Source organism: Aquimarina sp. AU58 (assembly GCF_900312745.1).
In the GTDB taxonomy this organism is placed as follows: Bacteria; Bacteroidota; Bacteroidia; order Flavobacteriales; family Flavobacteriaceae; genus Aquimarina; species Aquimarina spinulae.
Window position 1 is genome coordinate 2,009,296 of sequence record NZ_OMPD01000014.1, and the last position, 21,006, is coordinate 2,030,301.

Sequence of the window (21,006 nt, forward strand, 5' to 3'; positions counted from 1 at the left end):
TTTAAAATTCTTTTAAAAAGCTATCTGTAGGGGTAGCTTTTTTGTTGCTTTTTATAACAAATTATAGGTTTGTGTGATGATTATTGTTGTTAGGTAATGTTATACTTTCTCTATTATTTCATTATTAGGTGATTCATCGTCAAGTGGAACTTCTATTGAAGATGCAGATTTTTGTATTCTAAACTCTTCTAATTTTGCAATTATTTGTCCATTCAAAACTAGCTCATGCTTTATTTGAATTGGTTTTCTTTTATTTGTTGTCCAGAAATTAAAATTGAGAATATAGGAAGGTTGATCAATAATTAACTTTGGCTGAGAAGCATTCCACCAACTAAATCGTAAGAGTTTATTAACACTTGATTTTCCACTTATAGTAATTGCATGAGGTAATTCATTATCGAGAAATCGGTTAGATTGCCCATCAATTTTGGAAAATCGTGCTAAATCAATTTTATATGTCTTTTCAGGTGTATTGATTTCATTAACCATTAACTGTATCTTATGAATGATTCCTGTTTGATAAGTTTTGTTGATGAAAGTTGCCGGGATATAAAATTGAAAACCTCCTCCGTCGGTATATCCAATTCGAACTCTTTTTTCGATAAGTATGGTAATCTTAGCTTTTCGAATTTGAGTAAGGTAAAATGTAAGGGCTCCCAAAAAAGCACCTAGGATAGAGAGAATGAGTGATATTATTGCAATTGGAGTCATAATGTGAATATTATCTAAGGATCCGTGTATGGTGTCGTGTCTAACCGATGTCGCGGATTTGTAATTCGTGCTATTAAAACTTTAAAGCAAATTTAAAACAATCTTACCTATAACTGGATTGTCATAAATGTATATTAACAAAAAAACAATCACATTATAAGTGACTGTTTTGATATTGTCTTATGTTTCACGGATTACAAATCCGCGCCATCGAGTTATTCATAAACGAATTATTTTAATAGTGATTCTAACGCTTCCATATTGGTAGCATAATATTTTTGATTTTCATCATCCCAACATTTCCCTTCTTTTAACCAACCTATTAAATAAGGCTTTCTTTCATACCAGTTTTGAAAATATAGAAGGCTAAAAATAGGAGAACCACTCAATCCACCTGCATTTTTTAGATTATCTTTCATATCATCGAAATCATATTTCTTTTTATCAACTCTTATAGAAAATTGGTCATATTCTGCACTTTCAATTGTTCCAATTAAACTAAATTTCCCTTGTGAAATTAATTTGTTATGTTTTTTTCTCATTGTTCCAGGATAACCGCTAAATACAACTAAATCCATTACTCTAGGGGGATTAAAGGAAATATTTTCAATAGGTAAAATATTCCAATCTTTATTTTTTTTAAAATGTTCATCTGGCAGGAAGATTAATCCAAAGTCATTCTTCTTGTTAATTTTAATAGATTCATTAGGAATGCTTTTCAGAACGTAACCATTTCCACCTATTTGTATTCTTCCAAGATCGCCAAATTCCAAATATTTTTGAATCACGTGTCCTGCTGTTGCAAATGCAAACCCTAATTTGGTTTGTATAAATACACCTGTTCCATTGTGGATTTCATTAGTTTGAGATTTAAACACTAAGATAATCATAGAATAACTAAGGGAGAATCGGTAACCAGATTCCGAGATTCTATCAATATTTTCTTCGGTAAATTTCATTCTTTACTTAATGATTGGTTTAATCAATGCTAACAACAATATATATGTACCAGCACATATATACCTGATTGTATGTATTTATAATTATTAATATACGTCTTTTACACTATAATTTCCTGCCGATGTTTTCTGATACCGCTATCGGTTAATCCTATCTCGTAGGCTTCGGCATATACCTCATCGCGGGCTTCTAATTCGTTCCAGGCATCGTTTAGTAGACTCATTTCTATCCTGTCCAGATCAAAGATATCATTGTATTTTACCGTTTGATTTAATTGTTTCTTTTGATTTGGCTCTTGTAGTAATACACTAATAATCTTTCTTTGGATACCTTTAATAATCTGTTGATCTTCTTCGTGATGGTTTTTAAGGTTATATTTTACTTCGAGATGCTCTAATAATCCTTGTACTATTTTTTCTCGTTCGATATTCTTGTCTTCAGAAATTTCTCTGATTTTACGGCTTAATTTGTTCATTTTTTTAATCCCTTGTTTTCTTGATGTAGCTATACAATATACCGTAGGTATATTGTAGGCACTAAACTACTATTCCCTTTTTAGATATTTTTACGGGAAACCGCAGGGTGCGATAAAAGTTTAATTCGATGGGGTAGAGGTGATTAGATTTTTAGAAAATTTGCACCAAAGCCATAAGTTATGTAAGCAAGTTTTTGCATATTTACCGCTACAAATGCTACTCAAAAACGATTGATTTTTATGATAGAAGATATATTTAAAAAGATAACAGAAGAGTATGGCGAAATTAGTGCCGAAGCTATTTATGATTGGTCCGAAAAAATAAAAATTGTAGAATATAAGAAAAGAGATATACTGGTAAAAGAAGGTGCATATTCACATAAATTCTATTATATCATACAAGGAGCACTCAAAGCCTATTATAGGTCTGATGATAAAAAAATAACCGATTGGTTTGCATTAGAAAATGATTTTATCCCATCGACAACCGATCCTATATATGGTCGACCCAGCTCTCATACTATAGAAGTATTAGAAGATAGTACCCTGGTGGTATTAGGCCATGATGATTTAGAAGCTTTATGTAAAAAACATCACGACTTTGAACATCTGTACCGACTTACCTTATCCAAAGTAATCTATCAGCTTAGAGAACGAATAGCTTCTCTTCAGTTTAGAACGGTGCAACAACGTTATGATAGTTTGATTGATCTACATCCAAAAATAGAATCTCGTGTGCCTCTGGGAGATATTGCTTCTTTTTTGGGCATCACACAAGAAACATTAAGTAGAATTAGAGCATCGAAGTAAAAATTTGATTTGGATCAAAACTTTGTGTTCGTTAAATCTATAATTTTGTTCTCGGATCGTAAAAAGGAACTATCATTCTGATATGTTGTTTGCCTTATTTTCGCTAATCCTTTTGATAAAATGAAGAGAATACACCTATTTGAATTCGAAGACTTACAATGGTTTCCTAATTGGATTAGAATCTGTATGACCAGGCTAATTGTGGTAATGCATAAAAAGTTTGGTACGAGTGAGGATATGGCTATGTTGCTTGCTGATCTTATTAAGCGTACCAGGACTACAAAAATTATTGATTTATGCTCGGGTAGTGGGGGACCCATGCTCGATACAATAGCACTATTAAGAAATCAACATCATCTTAAAGATGTCGAATTGGTTTTATCAGACTTGTATCCCAATTTAGAAGCTGCTAAACGAATAAACAGTAGTAGTGATTATATACAATATAGAACCACTCCTCTCGATGCAACGCATATTGATGATTCGATACAAGGGATATTTACAATGGTGGGTAGTTTTCATCATATGAGACCAGACCAGGCCAAAAGTATTTTGACAACCGTACAAAGCAAAAAGCAACCAATTTGTATTATGGAAATCAATAAAAAATTTCCACTCCTGTTATGGTGGCTCTTTATCCCTCTTAGTGCCGTTTTATGCCTTTTTATCACGCCATTGGTACGACCATTAACAATCAGGCAGATTATTTTTACGTATATCATCCCCATAGTTCCTTTGTGCTTTGCGTGGGATGCAGTAATTACCAGCGGGAGGATATATCGATTAGAAGATCTCGATGAGCTTTTACAAGGCATTAAGGATGATACCTATATCTGGAAAAAAGAGATTATAGAAGGAAAGTCCGAAAAAATTTACCTAATAGGGTATCCAAAAGAGTAGGATATTGTATTTCGTATAACTAAACTACAAATGGTAGTACCTACTCTATGTTACAAATAACCATATCTCTCGTCTTCTGGTTAAAGATAAGAACATGAGATATCCATTGATTAAGCCCAAATACTATTTTACTTTGTTTAAAGAATTCATCGGATTTATAAAAAAGCCGAAGTATGAAAAAAATCTGGAAAAACCTGTAAAGCTTAAAATATATGATACCATTGGACTGTACTTTTTAAAATTCATATTATTGATTCCTGTAATTTTGTTTTTTGCTCTCGTATATGACCCAGAGAATGTACAAAAGGCAAATATGTTAGAACGTTTTTCTCCATTGGTTTTATTAGTAGTTGGTGGGATAATTCTCCCTCTTATAGAAGAAGTTGCTTTTAGGCTTTCCTTAAAATTTAAACCCATTTATATTGCACTATCATCCAGTGTATTTTCATACTATGTATTGACCAAAATTGTTTTTCAAACAAAAATAAGTGCGATAGACGAAAGCTTTATGATACGAGTAGGTATTGCAATTGTATTAGGAATACTCTTGTATCCCGTAGTTAATAGTACATCAATAAAAGAGAGATTGGCTAACTTCTGGAGAACACATTTTAGAAGTATATATTATATCTCTTGCGTGTGTTTTGCCTGGATACATATTACAAAGTATGAATTAAATTGGACAAATATTCTTTTGCTTCCGATTCTTACCTTACCTCAATTAATGAGCGCATTAATTTATGGATATATAAGAGTATCTTTTGGTTTTAAGTATCCATTGTTTTTTCATATGTCTAACAATCTTCTGGCGATAAGCTTATCTCTTTTACCGTTTACAGGTTAAGAAATTAGATACTCAATTTTTATCATAGAAAAATGTTGCAGTAAAGAGAAGATTTCTGATACATCAAGGTGTTCTATAAGTAAGAATACATTAGGCCTTTATTATGTTTCTTAACTCAATAACACCTATAGGAATATGTATTTGGTAAAGGTGCAAAACCCATTGTATATACCAACTATGATCCAATATATTTTCTGGATTTCACTATTATATAATTAGTTTTTGATAATATTTAACCTCTGGTGCTTCTATTAAAAAAGCAGTGAGCTTTGCCATGATTCCATTGTTAGAAATAAAAGCTATATAATCTGTATGATGACTTTTACTTAGCCATTCCTCATAAAATACCATTTCATTAGCCTCTTTATTAAAAAGTATTTTTACAGATAAACATCCATTAAACCCTCTTACATTAGGTAGATTCTCTTCAAGAAAATTCATGAGATTATTTACCATAGAATTTTTGACTTTTGATTTTAAAATTACTTTACAATTTGTTTCCATTGGTTTTTATTTAATCAATATTTGAAGCAAAATTAGAAAGCAAAGAGTTGAATACTCTTAATCTAAATTAAGAAATGAACTTAATGTGTGGAATTTACCTGTGTATCGAAAACGAGGGGGGAGAAAAAATCTCAATTTACGATGAAACCGGCACTCCTTTTTCTTTATATCATAGATAAATTTTAAATATTCTTAGTGAACAATTTATTCGATGGTTATTTGTTGATTATTCCGCGTATAAAGTGAAAAATATAGCTGTTTAGGAATTAATCCTTTTTGAGGTATCCCAGTTGCAGCCTATTTTTATATGATAAAAACCGATATATTATGCTCGCTAATGAATACTCCTATCTTCGATGTGATCACTGCGGAGAAATTTATGATAAGAACGAAGTACATAGCTTTTGCTTAAAAGATAACCAACCCCTGGTTGCGCATTATAATTTGCGTAACCTATTCTCTAAAAATGATTTACAAGATAGGCCAGCAACTATGTGGCGGTACCATGAGCTGTTACCAGTAGAAAAAGAAGAGAACCGCATTAGCCTGGGAGAAGGGTTTACACCACTTCTGGCATTATCAAAACTCGAATCTACCTATAACCAATCTCAATTATTGCTTAAGGACGAATCTGGTAATCCCACAGGTTCTTTTAAAGCCCGGGGAATTAGTATGGCAGTAAGTAAAGCAAAAGAACATGGGATTACAGCAATGTGTATTCCTACTGCCGGAAATGCAGGAAGTGCTCTTAGCGCGTATTGTGCTAAAGCGGGAATCAAAGCTCATATTTTTATGCCCGAAGAAACCCCTAAAACGTTTCAGCTAGATTGTGAAATCATGGGAGCTAATGTTACTAAGGTAAAAGGAAATATTGCAGATGCTGCCGGTATGATGAGATCAAAAAATGATGGATCCTGGTTTGACGTATCTACATTGCAAGAACCTTTTAGACTAGAAGGAAAGAAAACAATGGGGTATGAAATAGCAGAGCAGTTACAGTGGGAATTACCAGATGTAATTCTATACCCTACAGGGGGAGGTACCGGATTAATAGGAATCTGGAAAGCCTTTCTTGAAATGAAAGCCTTACAATGGATAGATCGTATTCCTACTCGAATGGTAGCTGTTCAAGGAGATGGATGTAACCCCATTATTACTTCTTTTCACAAAGAAATGGATCATGTGCCAAAACATGAGAACCCCGCTCCAACCATAGCGAATGGATTAAGAGTGCCAAAGCCGTTTGGGGATCGATTAATCATGAAAACATTATATGAAAGTAACGGAACAGCCATTTCTATTTCTGATCATGAAATAAAAAAAGGGATGCAGGAATTTGCAAAAACAGAAGGGTTGTTTATTTCTCCTGAAGGCTCTGCAGTATGGGCTGCATATAAAAAGCTAAAGCAGACTCATTGGATAAAAGACAATGAATCGGTAGTACTGCTTAATACGGGTTCTGTATATAAGTATACCGAAAATTTATATTCATAAAATTTGTATTCACCCGTTGTGCATTTAGGAAGGTTATTACGAAAAAAGTGTCAATTCGAGTGTTTTGTCGTAATGGCCTCTCGACTTTAGCCTGCCCTGAGTTTATCGAAGGGCTCGAGATGACATGAAGAAAAATGTACTTCGGCAAGCTCAGCAGAACTATCGAGAATAGCTTTGCTAAGTTAAAACCCTTGTCATCCTGAGTGTATTTGAAGGGGTCGATACACTTCTCCAGCCTGTACTGAGCTATATCGAAGTATCGAATCATTCAAATTGACGGATTATAGTTAAAAAAATATCTAAATACACAACGATTTATATTCATAATTTGTTGTGGTGTTTACAGTATATCCATAATGTAAATGGTAGTATCTCTTTTTAAGAAGAACAGTTTATTACCGATCAAAAAAAATACTTGATAACTACATCAAAATAAATACGGTTTCACTGAAAACAGGGTAGTGCAAACAGCGTATGACTTCTACTTTTGGATCTAATAATTGATTTGTATTTCGGGCTTCTAATTATAGTAGCAGGTGCTGCTATGCACTATAGGGTACATTAAATTATTTATAATCACACATTTAATTCACAAAACAACAAATCATGAAAAAAACAATTTTTAAAACTCTTTCTGTTTTAATACTGGCTATCTTTATAAGTAGTTGCGAAACCGACGATGGTACTCTTGATACTACCCAGGAGCAATCAAAAGATATGATAACCGATAACGCTACTACCAAGATGCGACCTTTTGATGATCCTTTCTTTAAAATCGATGGATTTGACGGCCCTTATGATGTAATTAATGGAGAATATGTACCTCATGTAGGGACTTATGTAAGGGTAACGGCAAAGAATCCTTTTGGGTTTTGGAAAACTTCAGGATGTTTTAAGCAAGTAGGGGTACGATTTCTTAGAACAAATAAAGAAAAAGGTTCAATTACACATTATGTAAAAAGAGCAGAAGGAGGATTTAACAGTGTTGGACGTAATTTTATTGCAATTCCTGTAGTATCACCACCGCCACCTCCACCGCCATGCCCTACCAGTGAACATACCAAAATGAGACAAAGTTTTTCTAAATATGCTGCAGCCAGTAATTATGACGAGAGATATACATATAACTGGACAGTAGTAAATAAAGGAAATACATACCACGGAACAGGAAGTAGTATTAGACTGCGAGGTTATGGGAACTTTAATGTTACACTTGCTATTGCCCAGGATGGTTGTACTACCCAATCCAGAACCCAAAACTTTTATGTAAATATAGGAAGGTAATTAAAAAGTAGTCTCATCATCGACTTTGAGTCATAAGCATATAGAATAGATATATCTAATGTAGTATGACTGTGACTTGCTATGCTTTGTATCGAGTATCCTAATTATTTACAATCACACATTTAATTTATAAAAACAACAAATCATGAAAAAAAGAATTTTTAAAATTGCTTCAATGCTAATGCTAACCATCTTTATTGGTAGTTGTGAAAAAGAAGATAGCAATCTTGATATTTATGATCAAGAGATGAAGGAAATTCCTTCAGAAACCGATTCACATAGAAAAAATGAGAATAATAAAGTTACAAATGATGCAGTTAATAAGTCTTCTAAATTATGGAAAATTCTGAAATATGTACCAGGTAAAGTTATTGTTGAAAATGGACAAACTATTCCGGAAGTAGGTGTTGATATATTTGCAGAAGGATATCACCCTAATTTTCTTTTTTGGTTAGTAGACGGCTGTTTTGAAATTGTAGGGTCTGACGAAGAACAAAAGGTAACAATCAAAAGAGTCAATAAAAATGAGGGAAATATTTATTATACATATATGGAAAATAATAGTATCATGGCAAGTCATAGAAAGTTTGTTGCTATTCCCCCAGACCATTCTTCAACACCATGTCCTACCAGTGAACATACCAAAATGAGAAAGAGTTTTAAAGTATGGGTTGGTGCTAATAACTATGATGAAAACTACACCTTTACCTGGACTGTTAACCACAAAGGAAATCAATATACCGAAACAGGACGAAATGTAAGACTGCGAGGTTTTGGAAATTTTAATGTCACGCTTAATGTTTCTCACAATGGATGTACTGTACAAACCAGGACTCAAAATTTTAAAGTGGATATCGGAAGGTAATTAAAAAGCAGTCTCGTCTTCGACTTTGAATCCTAAGTATATAAAATAGGTATATCTAATATAGTATGACTATGATTCACTATGCTTTGTATCGAGTATCCTAATTATTTACAATCACACATTTAACTTATAAAATACAAATCATGAAAAAAACAATTTTTAAAGTAATTACTATGGTAATGCTGGCAACTTTTATGAGTAGTTGCGAGAGTGATGATAATACTCTTGATGGTCTTGAAGGAGAATCAAAAAATATACCTGTAGAGACTTCTACAATAGATAAATCTGCTACAAAAGCAGCTAATGGTTGCCATAACTGGAGTATTAAAAGATATGAAGGTCCTATGTGGATGGATTTTAGGACCCGAAAAGTATATCCTTATGTAAACACGATCACAATTGCCGAGGCAAATTGTGATGGAGTCTGGGAGGCTACCGGAGGTTTTAAAATTATTGATAATACCCATAATAAAAGAACAGTACGGGTTAAAAGAATCAATAAGAACGAAGGCAAGCTTTTTTTTATTACCAGCAATGGTGGCTATTCTGTTCTTACTTTTGATGCTTTTATTTACCCAGATATTACAGACCCTACAGCTCCATGCCCTACTAGCGAGCATACCAAAATGAAACGAACAGGAAGAAGAACCCTTTATGCAGAGAATTATAAGGGATATTATACCTACAAGTGGACTATCGTTAATAGGGGGAATACGTATTATGAAACAGGAAGAACTATTACATTACGTATTGGAAGTTCGGATGTAACCCTTACGGTATCCAAGAAGGATTGTGCTACACAAACAAGTGTTCGAAAAAACTTTTTTATCGATGCTAATCCTAATAATTAATACTATAGATCGGTTTAAAAAAATAAAAAGAGGCCTCTGAAAAGGTAATTCTAAGACTAAATTGTCAGTCTGAGTTTATCGAAGGGCTCTGCTTGACATTGAAAATACTATTTTCAGACCTCTTTTTTATTTCAATAATTGATTAGTAGCTAGGTATGTCTAATGCAGTATAGCCATGGCTTGCTATCTCTTGTATTGAGGATTCTAATTATTTACAATTACACACCTAATTCATAAAACAACAAATCATGAAAAAAACAATTTTTAAAGTAATTACTATTGTAATGCTGGCAACCTTTATTAGTAGTTGCGAGACAGATGATGGTACTCTTGATAATCTCGAAGGAGAATCAAAGAGCTTATTAACAGAAAATCAGTCAGAAGGTTATCTTAATGACAATGCCAACGAAGCAATGTCCCAAACCGACCCTGTTTATTTTAGGATTATAAGCTATGACAACCCTAATGGAAAAGCCTATTCGATTATAGACGGAAAAATCATAGTATACGTAGGAACATATATAACTGCAGAAGCAGAAGGCCCTGGATATTGGAAAGTTACTGGAGATTTTAAGATTATAGGAGACCCTACCAAAAGGAGAGTGCGAATTCTTCGAACTGGTAGAAAAGCTTCGTCTATGATATATATGTATCCAGTACCAAGTGGAGAGGCTGGTACTGTACGTACTTTTGTAGAAGTTCCATCATCGGTTCCACCTACAGCTTCATGCCCAAGCAGCGGACATACAATGATAGAGCAAATTTTTAATTCTGTTCTTGATGCCAAGAATTATAATACGAAGTATACCTATAAGTGGAAAGTTGTTCATAACGGCCGTACCACTTATAAAACAGGACGAAGTGTTTTGTTAAGTAAAGGAGGATCTACCGTTACCCTTTCTGTATCTAAAAATGGATGCACCACTCAGTCAAGTGGACCTAAAAACTACTTTGTTAGATAAGAGTAGTCTAAATTTGATGTAAACAAAAATTACCCTATTAAACAGGCTGCCTTTTTAGACAGCCTGTTTTGATTGTTTTAATACTAAAATTATGACAGGCAGACTGCTATGATAAATTAAACCGTTCTTTTAGAGCTTGTTTAACGCGTTCTAAACCCGCCAGGATATATTCTTTGCGTTCTCCAATCCCTATTCTGAAATGATGGTCCATCCCATAACAATCTCCTGCCAAAATAAATACACTTTTTTCTGTTCGTAACCATTCTGCCAGTTCGGTAGAATTAATATCTAAATTGTATTTTATAAATAACATTCCGCCGCTTTTTGGGGGTACATATTCAAATAAATCCCCATATTGATCGAGCCATTGCTTTACTACTATTAAGTTTTCATTAAGCATGGTTCTGTTTCGGGTTAATATTTCTTTACGTTTTTCGGGTCTTAATGCGATCTCACCAATATAATGACTCATAATACCTGCAGTAATAGAGGTATAATCATGGTATGCCCATGTATCTGCAATCAGTGTTTCTGGCCCTATTAACCACCCTAAACGTAATCCGGGGAGGGCATAGGCTTTAGATAACCCACCATTAACCATAACTTTGTCATACATCCCAATAAAACTTTCGATAATTTCTCCGTTTAATTCGGCTCCGCGATATACTTCATCACAATATACCCAGGCATCTACACGCTTTGCGATAGTTACAATTTCCTGCATTTCTTCAGAAGAAAGTGTGTATCCTGTTGGGTTATTGGGATTACATATTGCAATCATTTTTGTTTTTGAAGTGACCAAAGCTTTTAATTCTTCGATATCTGGTTTCCACTTGTTTTCTTCACGTAAATGAAATGCCTTGGGAATACATCCCATTTCTTCGGCAATACCCCAAATCTGCATATAGTTGGGGACCATCATAACCACTTCATCTCCTTTTTCTAATAAAGTATGACAAGCAATAAAATTTGCTTCAGAAGAGCCATTGGTTACTAATACATTTTCTTCATTAGCCCCGTTATACATTGCACTAATCCTTTTGCGTAATGGGATAGAACCGTTGGTTTGCCCATATCCTAAAACAGTATTGGTAAGTGTATCTATCTGATCTTGCTCTAATAGCTCATTAAGCGTATAAGGATGAAAACCACTTTCGGTAAGATTGTAATCTACTGTGTTTTCAAATAGGGATTGTACTCTTTCGAGCTCAAAAATTGGAATATTCATTCTATTATATTTTAGTATTCATGTATGTTTTATAAACAGCTTTTGCAATCATTATATCTTGTACTGCAACTCCTGTAAGGTCTACTATTGTTATTTGTTGATCATCGGTGCGTTGTAAAGCGGGATCCTGAATTGCACTACCAAGCTCAATGATTTTTTCTTCGGAAATTGCACCATCTTTAATGGCACGATATATTTCGCCTCTACTTTTACTTTGCGGAATACTATCTGCAATAACGATATCTGCTTTTTGAAGCACTTCACTATCAAGTTCCTGCTTATCCGAAGTATCAGAGCCTACCGCAGTGATATGAGTTCCCGGCAAGATATCTCTTGCATCGAGCAGTGCAACTTCAGAAGGAGTAGTGGTAACAATTAAGGTACTATTTTTTGCTACATCTGCTGGAGTTTTAGCAATGTAGATATCAAAATCAGTACTTAATTCTGCTTTAAACTTCTCTGCATTTTCGAGTGTTCTTCCCCATACCCATACGGTTTTACAAGGATTGTTTTTCTGCAGAAATTGCAACTGTAATTTGGCCTGTATCCCGGTACCTATAATACCAATGGCGTTTATTTTTTTTGGAGCAAAATATGTAGCTGCCAGAGCACCTGCTGCTGCAGTTCGAATATCGGTAAGGTACCCCTCGTCTAATAAAATGGCTACGGGCTGCCCTGTTTTTTGACTAAATATGAGCATCATTCCCTGACTGGAAGCTATTCCTAATTTTGAATTGTTATAAAAACCAGAGGCAATTTTGATAACATAAAAATCATCATTCTTTATATATCCATATTTAATATGTACATCTCCGGGAGGATCTTCAAATAGTAATTCACCTATAGGAGGAACCACCGTTTTACCATTACTGTAGTGTATAAAACCTTCTTCCATAGCCGCAACTACATCTAATGATTGTATACTTTCTTTAATGTCTTTCAGATTAATAATAGTCGCCATATTTTACCATTATTTGGGTTAATAATTGATTATCTATTTTTTTCCCTGTTAGTACCAGAACCACATTTTTGCCATGATATGCTTTGCTTTGTAATAATGCTGCTACAGGTAAAGCAGCGGTAGGTTCAATTTCTACCTTATGATACTTCATTATAAAAGCAAGAGCTTTTTTAATATCCTCTTCTTCGATGACCTCAAAACCAGACAAGTATTTTTTGCAAATATCAAAGGTGATGGCGTTATTTTCAATTCCGCCCGCAGATGCATCTGCAATAGTGGATAAAGTACTTGGAGGAACGATACCATCTTGTTGTATCGACAAATACATTTCTGAAGCATTTTTGGGTTGACAGCCAATGACTGAAACACTATCATTAGTACTAAAATATGTGCTTATCCCAGATGCCAATCCACCACCGCCAACAGGTGTTAAAATAGTATCTACTTCTGGTACTTGTTCTTCTATTTCAACAGCGATAGTACCTTGCCCTTTAATAATTTCAGGATCATTATAGGGGTGAATTAAAACACCGTTGATGTCTTTTACATAAGCTGTTGCTTTTTCTTCGGTTTCCAGACTATTTTCGCCATAGAAAATAACTCTCATCCTATATTGCTCAAGGGCTTTTATTTTTGCGTCACTTGTTTTCTTAGGAAGGAATAAAACACCTTTAAATCCAAATTTTTCTGAGGCATACCCAAATGCTGCAGCATGATTCCCGGTAGATGCTGCTACAAAAGTTTTGTCAAAAACACTTTTGTCTAAACTACGTACTTTGGTAAGAACCCCTCGTATTTTAAACGATCCCGTATATTGTAAAAATTCCATTTTAAGAAAGACATTTGCCCCAGAAATTTTACTTAATTCTGGAGAATACGCCATAGGTGTTCTATTCAAATCAGGCTTGCTGATTTTGTAAGCATCAATTATATCTGTAGCCCGTATCATTGTTTTGAATTTGGAAAATTTTGATCTATCGCTTCAATAGATTTCTGGATTAATTTTGCTACGTTTTTATAATATTCTGGATGTATCTCTTCGACATCATCGGTCGCCTGGTGATACCCTGGGTGATCTTCTTCGCTAAAAGTGATATTGGGAATTCCTTTCCTGAAAAAAGGACCATTATCAGAAGAAAACATCCAATAATCTTTGGTTTTGTCATCTGGATCATCATGACCATAAGAAACGGTTAACGGGCTATCTTTTGCAATACTTTCGATTATTGGTTTAAACTGTGGATAAGGGTAAGTACCAACCACATATATTTCGTTTTTAGGATTGCGGCTAATCATATCCATATTGATATTGAGTTTGATATCTGATAACAAAACCGGCGGGTTATCTATAAAATGTTTAGAACCAAATAGCCCTAATTCTTCGGCATCAAAAGCAGCAAAAAGAATAGAATACTGAGGTTGGTTTTTAGAAAAATATTTAGCTAAGATCAATAGGGCAGAAGTACCAGATGCATTATCATCTGCACCATTGTATATCGTATCGTTTATAATACCAAGATGATCATAATGCGCCCCAATAACAATATATTTTTTGGGATACGTTTTTCCTTTTACATAACCTATAAAATTGGTACCTGCTCTCTCTTTTTTGGCTTTTCTATCTTTAAAAGTAAAGTGAGAATCGTAATCGGTATCTAATTTTTCTAAACCGATATTTTTAAAATACGATCTGATAAAATCTTGAGCTTTTTGATTATTTCCTGTACCTCTTCCCAGGTACTCATCTGATGATATTTGTTTTTGAATATCTAATAATTCGGTTGTTTCTATTCCCGAATCCGTTACTACATCATATTTTTTTATTTCGTTAGCTGTCATCCAGTGAATACTATCAGCGGGTGCAGCTTCTAAGGTATACCAATAAAATGCTGTAGGGATATTCATTTCGGTATAGTAGTTTACATATTTTTTATGCTCTTCATGATCTTTCGGAAAATCTAATGCTACACTATCTTCTCCAGACCAGGAATGCACTCCTAGTTTTGCTGTAGCGTGAATATTTCGTTTTTCTCCTGCCAAAAACATATCTGTTCCTCCAGAAGCTACCATTCCGTTTTCGGGGATGTAAGTGTTTATATGGTGTTTCCTGATTTCGCGAGAAGCAAGAAGATTTATTTCATCGTCTATAGATCCCGAAACCTCTTCCATTACCAACGTGGTTACTTTTGGATTTTCGAACAGAACTTCTTTAATGTCATGTAGCGTATTAGAATAAATAACACCATTCATATATAGGGTGTCTTTGGTAGTTTGATTTTCTTTAAAATAGAATTCTGCTACTTGATCGCCTTCCATTTTCATCAATATCTTTTGCCCAAAAGATGAGGTATATAGAATTTGGGGAAAGAAATACAAGGTAGCAACAGAAATAATGATAATTGTTGCAAATGCAATGATGACTCTTTTCATAATAGTAATGTGTTAATTAATACTAGATGTAATAAAAAAAAACCTCCGTACACCAAACCAACTTTTGTTGATTAAGGTATACGGAGGTTTTCCGTAAGAAATTCACTTGTCTTCCCGATGTTCTTCCTTAAGCTAAAAAACAAGAGTGTAACATACTGTTACTATATTTCTACATATACAAAGATAGAAAAAAAACAATTAAGTGTATACAAATTAGAATTATAGCTTTTGAGTATCTACTTTGATAAGTGAAATTTTGTAGGACATCATTTTTTTTGAATAAAATAAATATCTACGTAATCAGTAACCTCACTACAAGGATTATTCATCTCCTGGAGCCTCCAGTATTTTCTATTTCCCTTTACTTTAAAATTGAATTCTCCTTCTCTTTTGCAAGGTTTTCCGTTGTTTATAAAATCTACCTGGGTCTCAATAGTGCCGTTAAATACGAGGTGCTTTGCAGAACGTGGAGTAATGGTGCCTTTAATTTTTAAGAAATCACTATTTTCTTTACTATTTTGGTGACCTTCTATTGTATACACATTGTCGTTATCTGTTTTTTCGATCTTGGCAGTTCCAAAATAATCCCATGAAATCCATTGAACAGATAGATAGTGATTACCTACCATAATTTTATCTAAGTCGTTTTGCGAAAAAGAAAATAATGGTAAGAATACTAAAAGAATTAAAATTATTTTTTTCATACGTTCTCACGTTAATTATTTACTATATATCTTACGACCAAAGATAGGCATCATAAATGATTTGTGTCACCTTGTTTTCAGTGAAATCTTTGTGTTGATAGCGTATCGATGGTATCATAGAATTGTTTTCTACAACATTATTTTTATAACATCTTTCCTAAAATTTCTTTCATCATTTTGGCCGCCAGAAAAGCTGTCATATTCTGAAAATCCCTATTAGGATTGTATTCTACGATATCGGCACCAATGACTTCACCTTTTATATTCTGAATTAAATCGATTACTTGCCTAGACGATAGACCTCCAGGCTCATGATGCGAAACTCCGGGTGCATATGCCGGATCAAAACCATCCATATCCAATGAGATATATACAGGATTATCAAATTGAGTTATTTTGGTTACATCCAGATTCTTCATTTGATGAATTTCGACATTAAACTTTTCTGCCTGCTCTGCCTGATGTGTATTTAATGTTCTAATCCCTACCTGAACTAATCTGGCGGCAAATCCGTTTTCCATAATTCTTGCAAAAGGACAGGCGTGAGAGTATTTATCACCTTCAAAGTTATCATATAAATCAGAATGCGCATCGATATGTAAAATGTCTAATTTTGGATATTTTTTATGATGAGCCTTAATAATAGGAAATGTAATAGAGTGATCCCCTCCCAGGGTAAAAACTTTTGTTTCAGATGCTAAATGATTCGAAGTTATGGTTTCAATATCGAAATAGTCCAAAATATCAAAATCTCCTTTATCGGTTATTCGAGAATCCTCGATTGTGATTCCGTTTTCGGTAAATAAATTAAGCGAACCACAGTGTAATGCCTCTCTAATTAGTGGAGGAGCTAGTCCCGGACCTTGCTGAAAAGAGGACTTTTTATCAAATTGTATTCCTTGTATGACAATTTTGCTCATTTATTTTTAGGTATTAATTCTGGTTTATTTGCCTGAGTAATTTACAAATAGTATCGTTAATTGGCGTTGCAATTTTATTTTGTACTGCCACCTTTTCGATTGCTCCATTTTTTGCGTTAACTTCTATGATGTTTCCAGTTAACCGATCAGATAACATTGAGCTTCCTTTTGTTTTTGAGTATGTGGATATTTTTTCCATCATTTCAGATTCAAAACTACTTTTAATTATTGCTCCGTCTGATTTTGCTACTTCAATTCCTTCTCTTAGGAGATCTTTATACAAACCTATTACTTCTGGATTTTCAAAAACAGAACATGTTCTTCCGGTTAAACATAGTATTGATCCCAGGGCAGAGCTTTCTATTAGTTTTTTCCAATTTTCGGTTTTGTAATCCAATACTTCTATTATCTGTGCATCGTTTTTGGTAAAAAGCTGTGTAAATCGTTTTGCTAACTCGCTTTGTTCGACTTTAAGTACCGGTTTTCTAAATTGTAAGTAATAATTATCTTCAATGGGTTGAGTAGGACAATCAATCATACATTCCAAAATATTTTCCTTTGTAGTAAAAGGCGTAATGCGTTCTTTTAATTCTATACCGTTTCTTATAACAGCTACTTTAGTATTCGCCCTGATTAATTTTGCCAATTTATCATTAGCAGCGTCAAAATGATATTCTTTTAAGCATATAAGTAACCAATCAAGTTCCTCTGATCTTTCTTTTTCAGTCTCAATAGGTATTTCTATTTTTTTATTTTGAAATTGTATTTTGATTTTAGATTTAGGAGTTCTGGTATAATAGAATACTTCGTTTTCAGGATGTGCTACTAATATCCGTGACATTACAGAACCTATTGCCCCTAAACCTAATACTCCTATTCTTTTCATTTATTCTTTTTGCGAGATGTTATGTTAACATGAAAAAAACTCATGTGTTTATATAATATGAATATGGTTTTAATATTCATGAAATTCTTTTATCGTAAAATCATTTATTTTTTGTTTAGGTCTAAGTAGTGTATTTAGATAGTATCTATGAAAATAACCATTTAAAACTATAATTCTTTGATTTTTATATTCTTCTGTGAAATGAAGAATGTTTTTAGACATTGTTTTATTCCTAAGCTGCCAAAAATCAGATGCTCGTTTATAGCCTTCGAGATAGCTAATACTATCGCCATCTGCTTTTTTATGATATGTAGTTTTAAAAGCAGGGATATTATCCATTATTTTTCCCAGCTTTTTATATTGAAAATCCTGTCTGATATTTGATACACTATCTGTCTTTAGGCTGTTAAATGCTTTTGGACCCAAATAGGCAAAAGAATTTAAGGTATCATTTACTACCAGAAATTCTTTGTAAACTTGTTCTTCTTGCGAATTAAGGACTCCATTTTTGTATAGACTATCGAGCATTTTAAAAGCTTTACTATCTGTTGGTCTTGAGCCTATTTTGATTCTATACTCATTTCGCCCTGTAAAATCATATGGTCTTACCTTTACATCAAAAGTGTTCATGTATTTTATCGTAGCGATATTCTCATTACTATCCCAGGTCTTTTTGAATTTAAAATCTGTTGTAAAAAAAGAAGAATCACATTCATATAGGATGAGATCTGGTTTTATTTTGACCAGAATATTATATAGACTATCTGAATTAAAATTTTCTACGGGTTGATGAACGGTTCCTAAAAGAATTAACTCTGTATTTTTCTTACTACAAGACAGTATTATGAAACAGCTAAGAATTATGATGATATTCTTATTCATGTGAATTTTTAGTTTTTGATGAGGACCAACAATTAAATATAGACACCAATGTAATTATAATTTTTAAGTTGGTGAGTATGGTTAGGAGAATTGCAGGCAAGAAAATGCACAAACAATTTCCCTATCTAGATTGTTTTTTTGGCCTTAGTAATATATAGGAGAGGCGACTATTACTCTTTATTTTGTTTACCAGTAATTAAAAACTCTGATAATGCAGTATTAAGATTATCTCCTGTATTACTATTGGTAAATACAACATATCCCATATTGAGATCATTATACAGTATAGCTTCACATCTAAAATCGCCATTATTACCACCATGCCCAAAACTAGGACCAAATGGTGTTTTTTGCATATGGATACTTAATCCAAAATAGTTTTCCCATCCTTCTGGACTAGGATCTTCTTTATCTTTAGGAATTCTGGTTTGTATTTTAAACATTTCGTTATAGGTTTCTGGTTTTAGCCCTTTTTTATTATGTAATCCTAATAAGAAATTGGTAAATGTTTTAGCTTCTGTATGCATACTCCAGGCCATACCCGGATTTTCTGGTAATGAAGCCTGTGATGGCAGGTTATCAAAATGACCATTAGATACTACTTTGGCCAGGTATTCGTTTTTAGAAAAATAGGTATTTTCTAAACCTAATGGTGTAAGCACTTCTTCTTTTAGTATAGTATTGATATCCTTACCTGTTACTTTGGTAACGACTCTTTTTAAGTATTCAAAACCTTCACCAGAATATCGATATTTGGTCCCTGGTGTAAATTTAATATCAATCTTTCCATCTTCGTTCATCCAAGCCCAGTTTGGGAACCCTGTTTTGTGAGACATTACATGTCGGGCTGTTATAAGTTTATAGCGATCATCATGTGCAATGGCTTCAAATGGCAAATATTCATATAATGGTTTATCAAGATCAATAATACCACGTTCTACCAATCGCATTACAGCAAAACCAAAAACTGGTTTGGTAATCGAGGCTGCTTCGAATAAGGTATTGTGATCTACTTCCTTTTTTGTGAGTGTGTTCTTTACTCCATAGGTTTGATGATAGACAACTTTACCATTTTTAATCAATGCAAGGGATACTCCGGGGATTTGATAATGTTCCTGATATGTTTTGATAAACGTATCCACTATAGAAGCTTCTTTGATATTAAAATCGTGTAAAATTCCTTTGTTTGGGATTATATCTGGATCAGAAATGGTAGATAATTCAAATGTTGGTGCAGTGATGTTTTTATTTGCCACTGCTGTGACTTTGATATTGGTATCTTTTGTATTTATTCTAAAAAGCTTTTCGTCTCTAAATTGACTTTCATCTTCGTAAAATAAACCTGATGCTGGTGAAATGATATATTCGCCAGAGGGAAGGTCTAAGGTGTAATTTCCTGTTGAATCTACCGAGGTTTGCGTCCAAAGGGCAGGATTATGAGTAGATGCAAATCGAATTCGGTTAGGATAGCCTTTCATAGCGCTATTTTTCCATTTTAATTTTCCACTGATTGTACCTGTTTTTTCTTTTCCTTTCATAAATATCACATCACCAAGTCTTCCTGGGGCACTACTTTTACCGCCACTATTTCCCCAGGCAATAAAAGAATTAGAGTTTTGATCATCGTCGGCATCTTTATCGATAAATACATGATCGACTCCAATAGATTTACCTGTAGTTATAGTACTATTCAGTTTTACTTTACATTCATAAATAGTGGTGTTTTTATTTCGCTTGGATTTAATTTCTATAGCATCCCAATTTGTATTTTTCTTTGTAGGATCCCAGCTTATAGATTGATTATTGGTGTCTTTATAATTTTCGCTATACTGATATAAATCTACACCAGAACCATTGGGAGAGTGTTGCTCGTCGATATAGAAATTAAAGGTATCTTGTGTATTCCATTCTGATGCATCGGTAGTATCTACAATATGAGAGTCGTCTGTTATTACAACAACAATGTAAAGTGCTTTTTCAGAGCGGTTATATCCCACCTGAAAATAAGCATCAAAATCATTTTTGTTCTTCGGCCCTCCACCATACGGTAGTTTATTGATAGGATAGCGAGTAAAGTCTTTTGGCCAATCTTGAGGATTCCCATCAATAGTTATAGAAGATACAGGATATGCATAGGCGATAGCACCATTAGACACCTCTATTAAATTTTCTGATTTTGTTTTTATGTCAATCGAATTACTATATGCAGTATTAAAAAATACAAAAAAGAGTAGTGCGTATAGCACTACTCTTTTTAAAATATTTCGATGTTCGTTTGATTGATGATGAATGGTATCTGTAAGAGAATTAAAGCGCAAATCCATAATGATTGATT

At 33.6% G+C, this 21,006-nt stretch carries 21 protein-coding genes; 8 read left to right on the forward strand and 13 right to left on the reverse strand.

Annotated elements, in window-relative coordinates; translation table 11 throughout:
- Positions 1 to 99 precede the first annotated feature (99 nt).
- From DK441_RS20145 to DK441_RS20155, 3 genes are all read right to left on the reverse strand, one after another.
- Positions 100 to 711, reverse strand: a complete 612-nt coding sequence (locus DK441_RS20145; protein ID WP_109852275.1) for a hypothetical protein — start codon at positions 709 to 711, stop codon at positions 100 to 102.
- Positions 712 to 941: 230 nt separating this feature from the next.
- Complete coding sequence (locus DK441_RS20150; protein WP_109852276.1) at positions 942 to 1,670, reverse strand: hypothetical protein; 729 nt, start codon at positions 1,668 to 1,670, stop codon at positions 942 to 944.
- Between the two features lie 101 nt (positions 1,671 to 1,771).
- Positions 1,772 to 2,146, reverse strand: coding sequence for a hypothetical protein (locus tag DK441_RS20155; protein WP_109852277.1), 375 nt, complete (start codon positions 2,144 to 2,146; stop codon positions 1,772 to 1,774).
- 240 nt (positions 2,147 to 2,386) lie between these two features.
- Between DK441_RS20155 and DK441_RS20160 the strand changes: the two genes are divergently transcribed.
- The 3 genes from DK441_RS20160 (at position 2,387) to DK441_RS20170 (ending at position 4,700) form a co-directional block, all read left to right on the forward strand.
- A complete protein-coding gene (locus DK441_RS20160) occupies positions 2,387 to 2,956 on the forward strand; it encodes a Crp/Fnr family transcriptional regulator (protein ID WP_109852278.1) in 570 nt (189 codons plus the stop codon).
- Positions 2,957 to 3,076: 120 nt separating this feature from the next.
- The gene (locus tag DK441_RS20165; RefSeq protein ID WP_109852279.1) at positions 3,077 to 3,856 is read left to right on the forward strand and encodes a hypothetical protein; all 780 of its coding nucleotides are present in this window, start codon (positions 3,077 to 3,079) and stop codon (positions 3,854 to 3,856) included.
- Between the two features lie 94 nt (positions 3,857 to 3,950).
- Positions 3,951 to 4,700 carry a hypothetical protein gene (locus tag DK441_RS20170; RefSeq protein WP_109852280.1) on the forward strand — a complete coding sequence of 250 codons (750 nt, stop codon included), beginning with the start codon at positions 3,951 to 3,953 and terminating at the stop codon, positions 4,698 to 4,700.
- A gap of 207 nt (positions 4,701 to 4,907) precedes the next feature.
- Here DK441_RS20170 and DK441_RS20175 read toward each other — a convergent pair whose 3' ends face one another.
- Positions 4,908 to 5,204, reverse strand: a complete 297-nt coding sequence (locus DK441_RS20175) for a putative quinol monooxygenase (RefSeq protein ID WP_200822874.1) — start codon at positions 5,202 to 5,204, stop codon at positions 4,908 to 4,910.
- Positions 5,205 to 5,531: 327 nt separating this feature from the next.
- On the opposite strand from DK441_RS20175, the gene DK441_RS20180 reads away from it, so the two are divergent.
- The 5 genes from DK441_RS20180 (at position 5,532) to DK441_RS20200 (ending at position 10,660) form a co-directional block, all read left to right on the forward strand.
- On the forward strand, positions 5,532 to 6,698 hold the full coding sequence (locus tag DK441_RS20180) for a threonine synthase (RefSeq protein ID WP_109852281.1): 1,167 nt from the start codon (positions 5,532 to 5,534) through the stop codon (positions 6,696 to 6,698).
- 606 nt (positions 6,699 to 7,304) lie between these two features.
- Positions 7,305 to 7,982 carry a hypothetical protein gene (locus tag DK441_RS20185; RefSeq protein ID WP_109852282.1) on the forward strand — a complete coding sequence of 226 codons (678 nt, stop codon included), beginning with the start codon at positions 7,305 to 7,307 and terminating at the stop codon, positions 7,980 to 7,982.
- Between the two features lie 145 nt (positions 7,983 to 8,127).
- The gene (locus tag DK441_RS20190) at positions 8,128 to 8,847 is read left to right on the forward strand and encodes a hypothetical protein (RefSeq protein WP_109852283.1); all 720 of its coding nucleotides are present in this window, start codon (positions 8,128 to 8,130) and stop codon (positions 8,845 to 8,847) included.
- 143 nt (positions 8,848 to 8,990) lie between these two features.
- Positions 8,991 to 9,698 (forward strand): hypothetical protein, encoded by a 708-nt coding sequence (locus DK441_RS20195; protein WP_109852284.1) that lies wholly within the window; start codon positions 8,991 to 8,993, stop codon positions 9,696 to 9,698.
- A 248-nt stretch (positions 9,699 to 9,946) separates the two neighbouring features.
- Positions 9,947 to 10,660 (forward strand): hypothetical protein, encoded by a 714-nt coding sequence (locus DK441_RS20200; RefSeq protein ID WP_109852285.1) that lies wholly within the window; start codon positions 9,947 to 9,949, stop codon positions 10,658 to 10,660.
- A 106-nt stretch (positions 10,661 to 10,766) separates the two neighbouring features.
- On the opposite strand, the gene DK441_RS20205 is transcribed toward DK441_RS20200, so the two are convergent.
- From DK441_RS20205 to DK441_RS20245, 9 genes are all read right to left on the reverse strand, one after another.
- Complete coding sequence (locus DK441_RS20205) at positions 10,767 to 11,888, reverse strand: aminotransferase class I/II-fold pyridoxal phosphate-dependent enzyme (protein ID WP_109852286.1); 1,122 nt, start codon at positions 11,886 to 11,888, stop codon at positions 10,767 to 10,769.
- A gap of 4 nt (positions 11,889 to 11,892) precedes the next feature.
- Complete coding sequence (locus DK441_RS20210; RefSeq protein WP_109852287.1) at positions 11,893 to 12,849, reverse strand: NAD(P)-binding domain-containing protein; 957 nt, start codon at positions 12,847 to 12,849, stop codon at positions 11,893 to 11,895.
- Positions 12,833 to 13,798 (reverse strand): threonine/serine dehydratase, encoded by a 966-nt coding sequence (locus tag DK441_RS20215; RefSeq protein ID WP_109852288.1) that lies wholly within the window; start codon positions 13,796 to 13,798, stop codon positions 12,833 to 12,835. Before DK441_RS20215 ends, DK441_RS20210 begins: the two co-directional genes overlap by 17 nt.
- Positions 13,795 to 15,279, reverse strand: a complete 1,485-nt coding sequence (locus tag DK441_RS20220; protein WP_109852289.1) for a M28 family peptidase — start codon at positions 15,277 to 15,279, stop codon at positions 13,795 to 13,797. Before DK441_RS20220 ends, DK441_RS20215 begins: the two co-directional genes overlap by 4 nt.
- Before the next feature lie 266 nt (positions 15,280 to 15,545).
- On the reverse strand, positions 15,546 to 15,983 hold the full coding sequence (locus DK441_RS20225) for a hypothetical protein (protein WP_109852290.1): 438 nt from the start codon (positions 15,981 to 15,983) through the stop codon (positions 15,546 to 15,548).
- A 143-nt stretch (positions 15,984 to 16,126) separates the two neighbouring features.
- Complete coding sequence (speB, locus tag DK441_RS20230; protein WP_109852291.1) at positions 16,127 to 16,903, reverse strand: agmatinase; 777 nt, start codon at positions 16,901 to 16,903, stop codon at positions 16,127 to 16,129.
- A 13-nt stretch (positions 16,904 to 16,916) separates the two neighbouring features.
- Positions 16,917 to 17,789 carry a ketopantoate reductase C-terminal domain-containing protein gene (locus DK441_RS20235; RefSeq protein ID WP_109852292.1) on the reverse strand — a complete coding sequence of 291 codons (873 nt, stop codon included), beginning with the start codon at positions 17,787 to 17,789 and terminating at the stop codon, positions 16,917 to 16,919.
- Between the two features lie 69 nt (positions 17,790 to 17,858).
- Entirely contained in the window at positions 17,859 to 18,671 is an 813-nt protein-coding gene (locus DK441_RS20240) for a hypothetical protein (RefSeq protein WP_109852293.1), read from the reverse strand.
- Positions 18,672 to 18,841: 170 nt separating this feature from the next.
- A complete protein-coding gene (locus tag DK441_RS20245; protein ID WP_109852294.1) occupies positions 18,842 to 20,995 on the reverse strand; it encodes a serine hydrolase in 2,154 nt (717 codons plus the stop codon).
- Positions 20,996 to 21,006 lie beyond the last annotated feature (11 nt).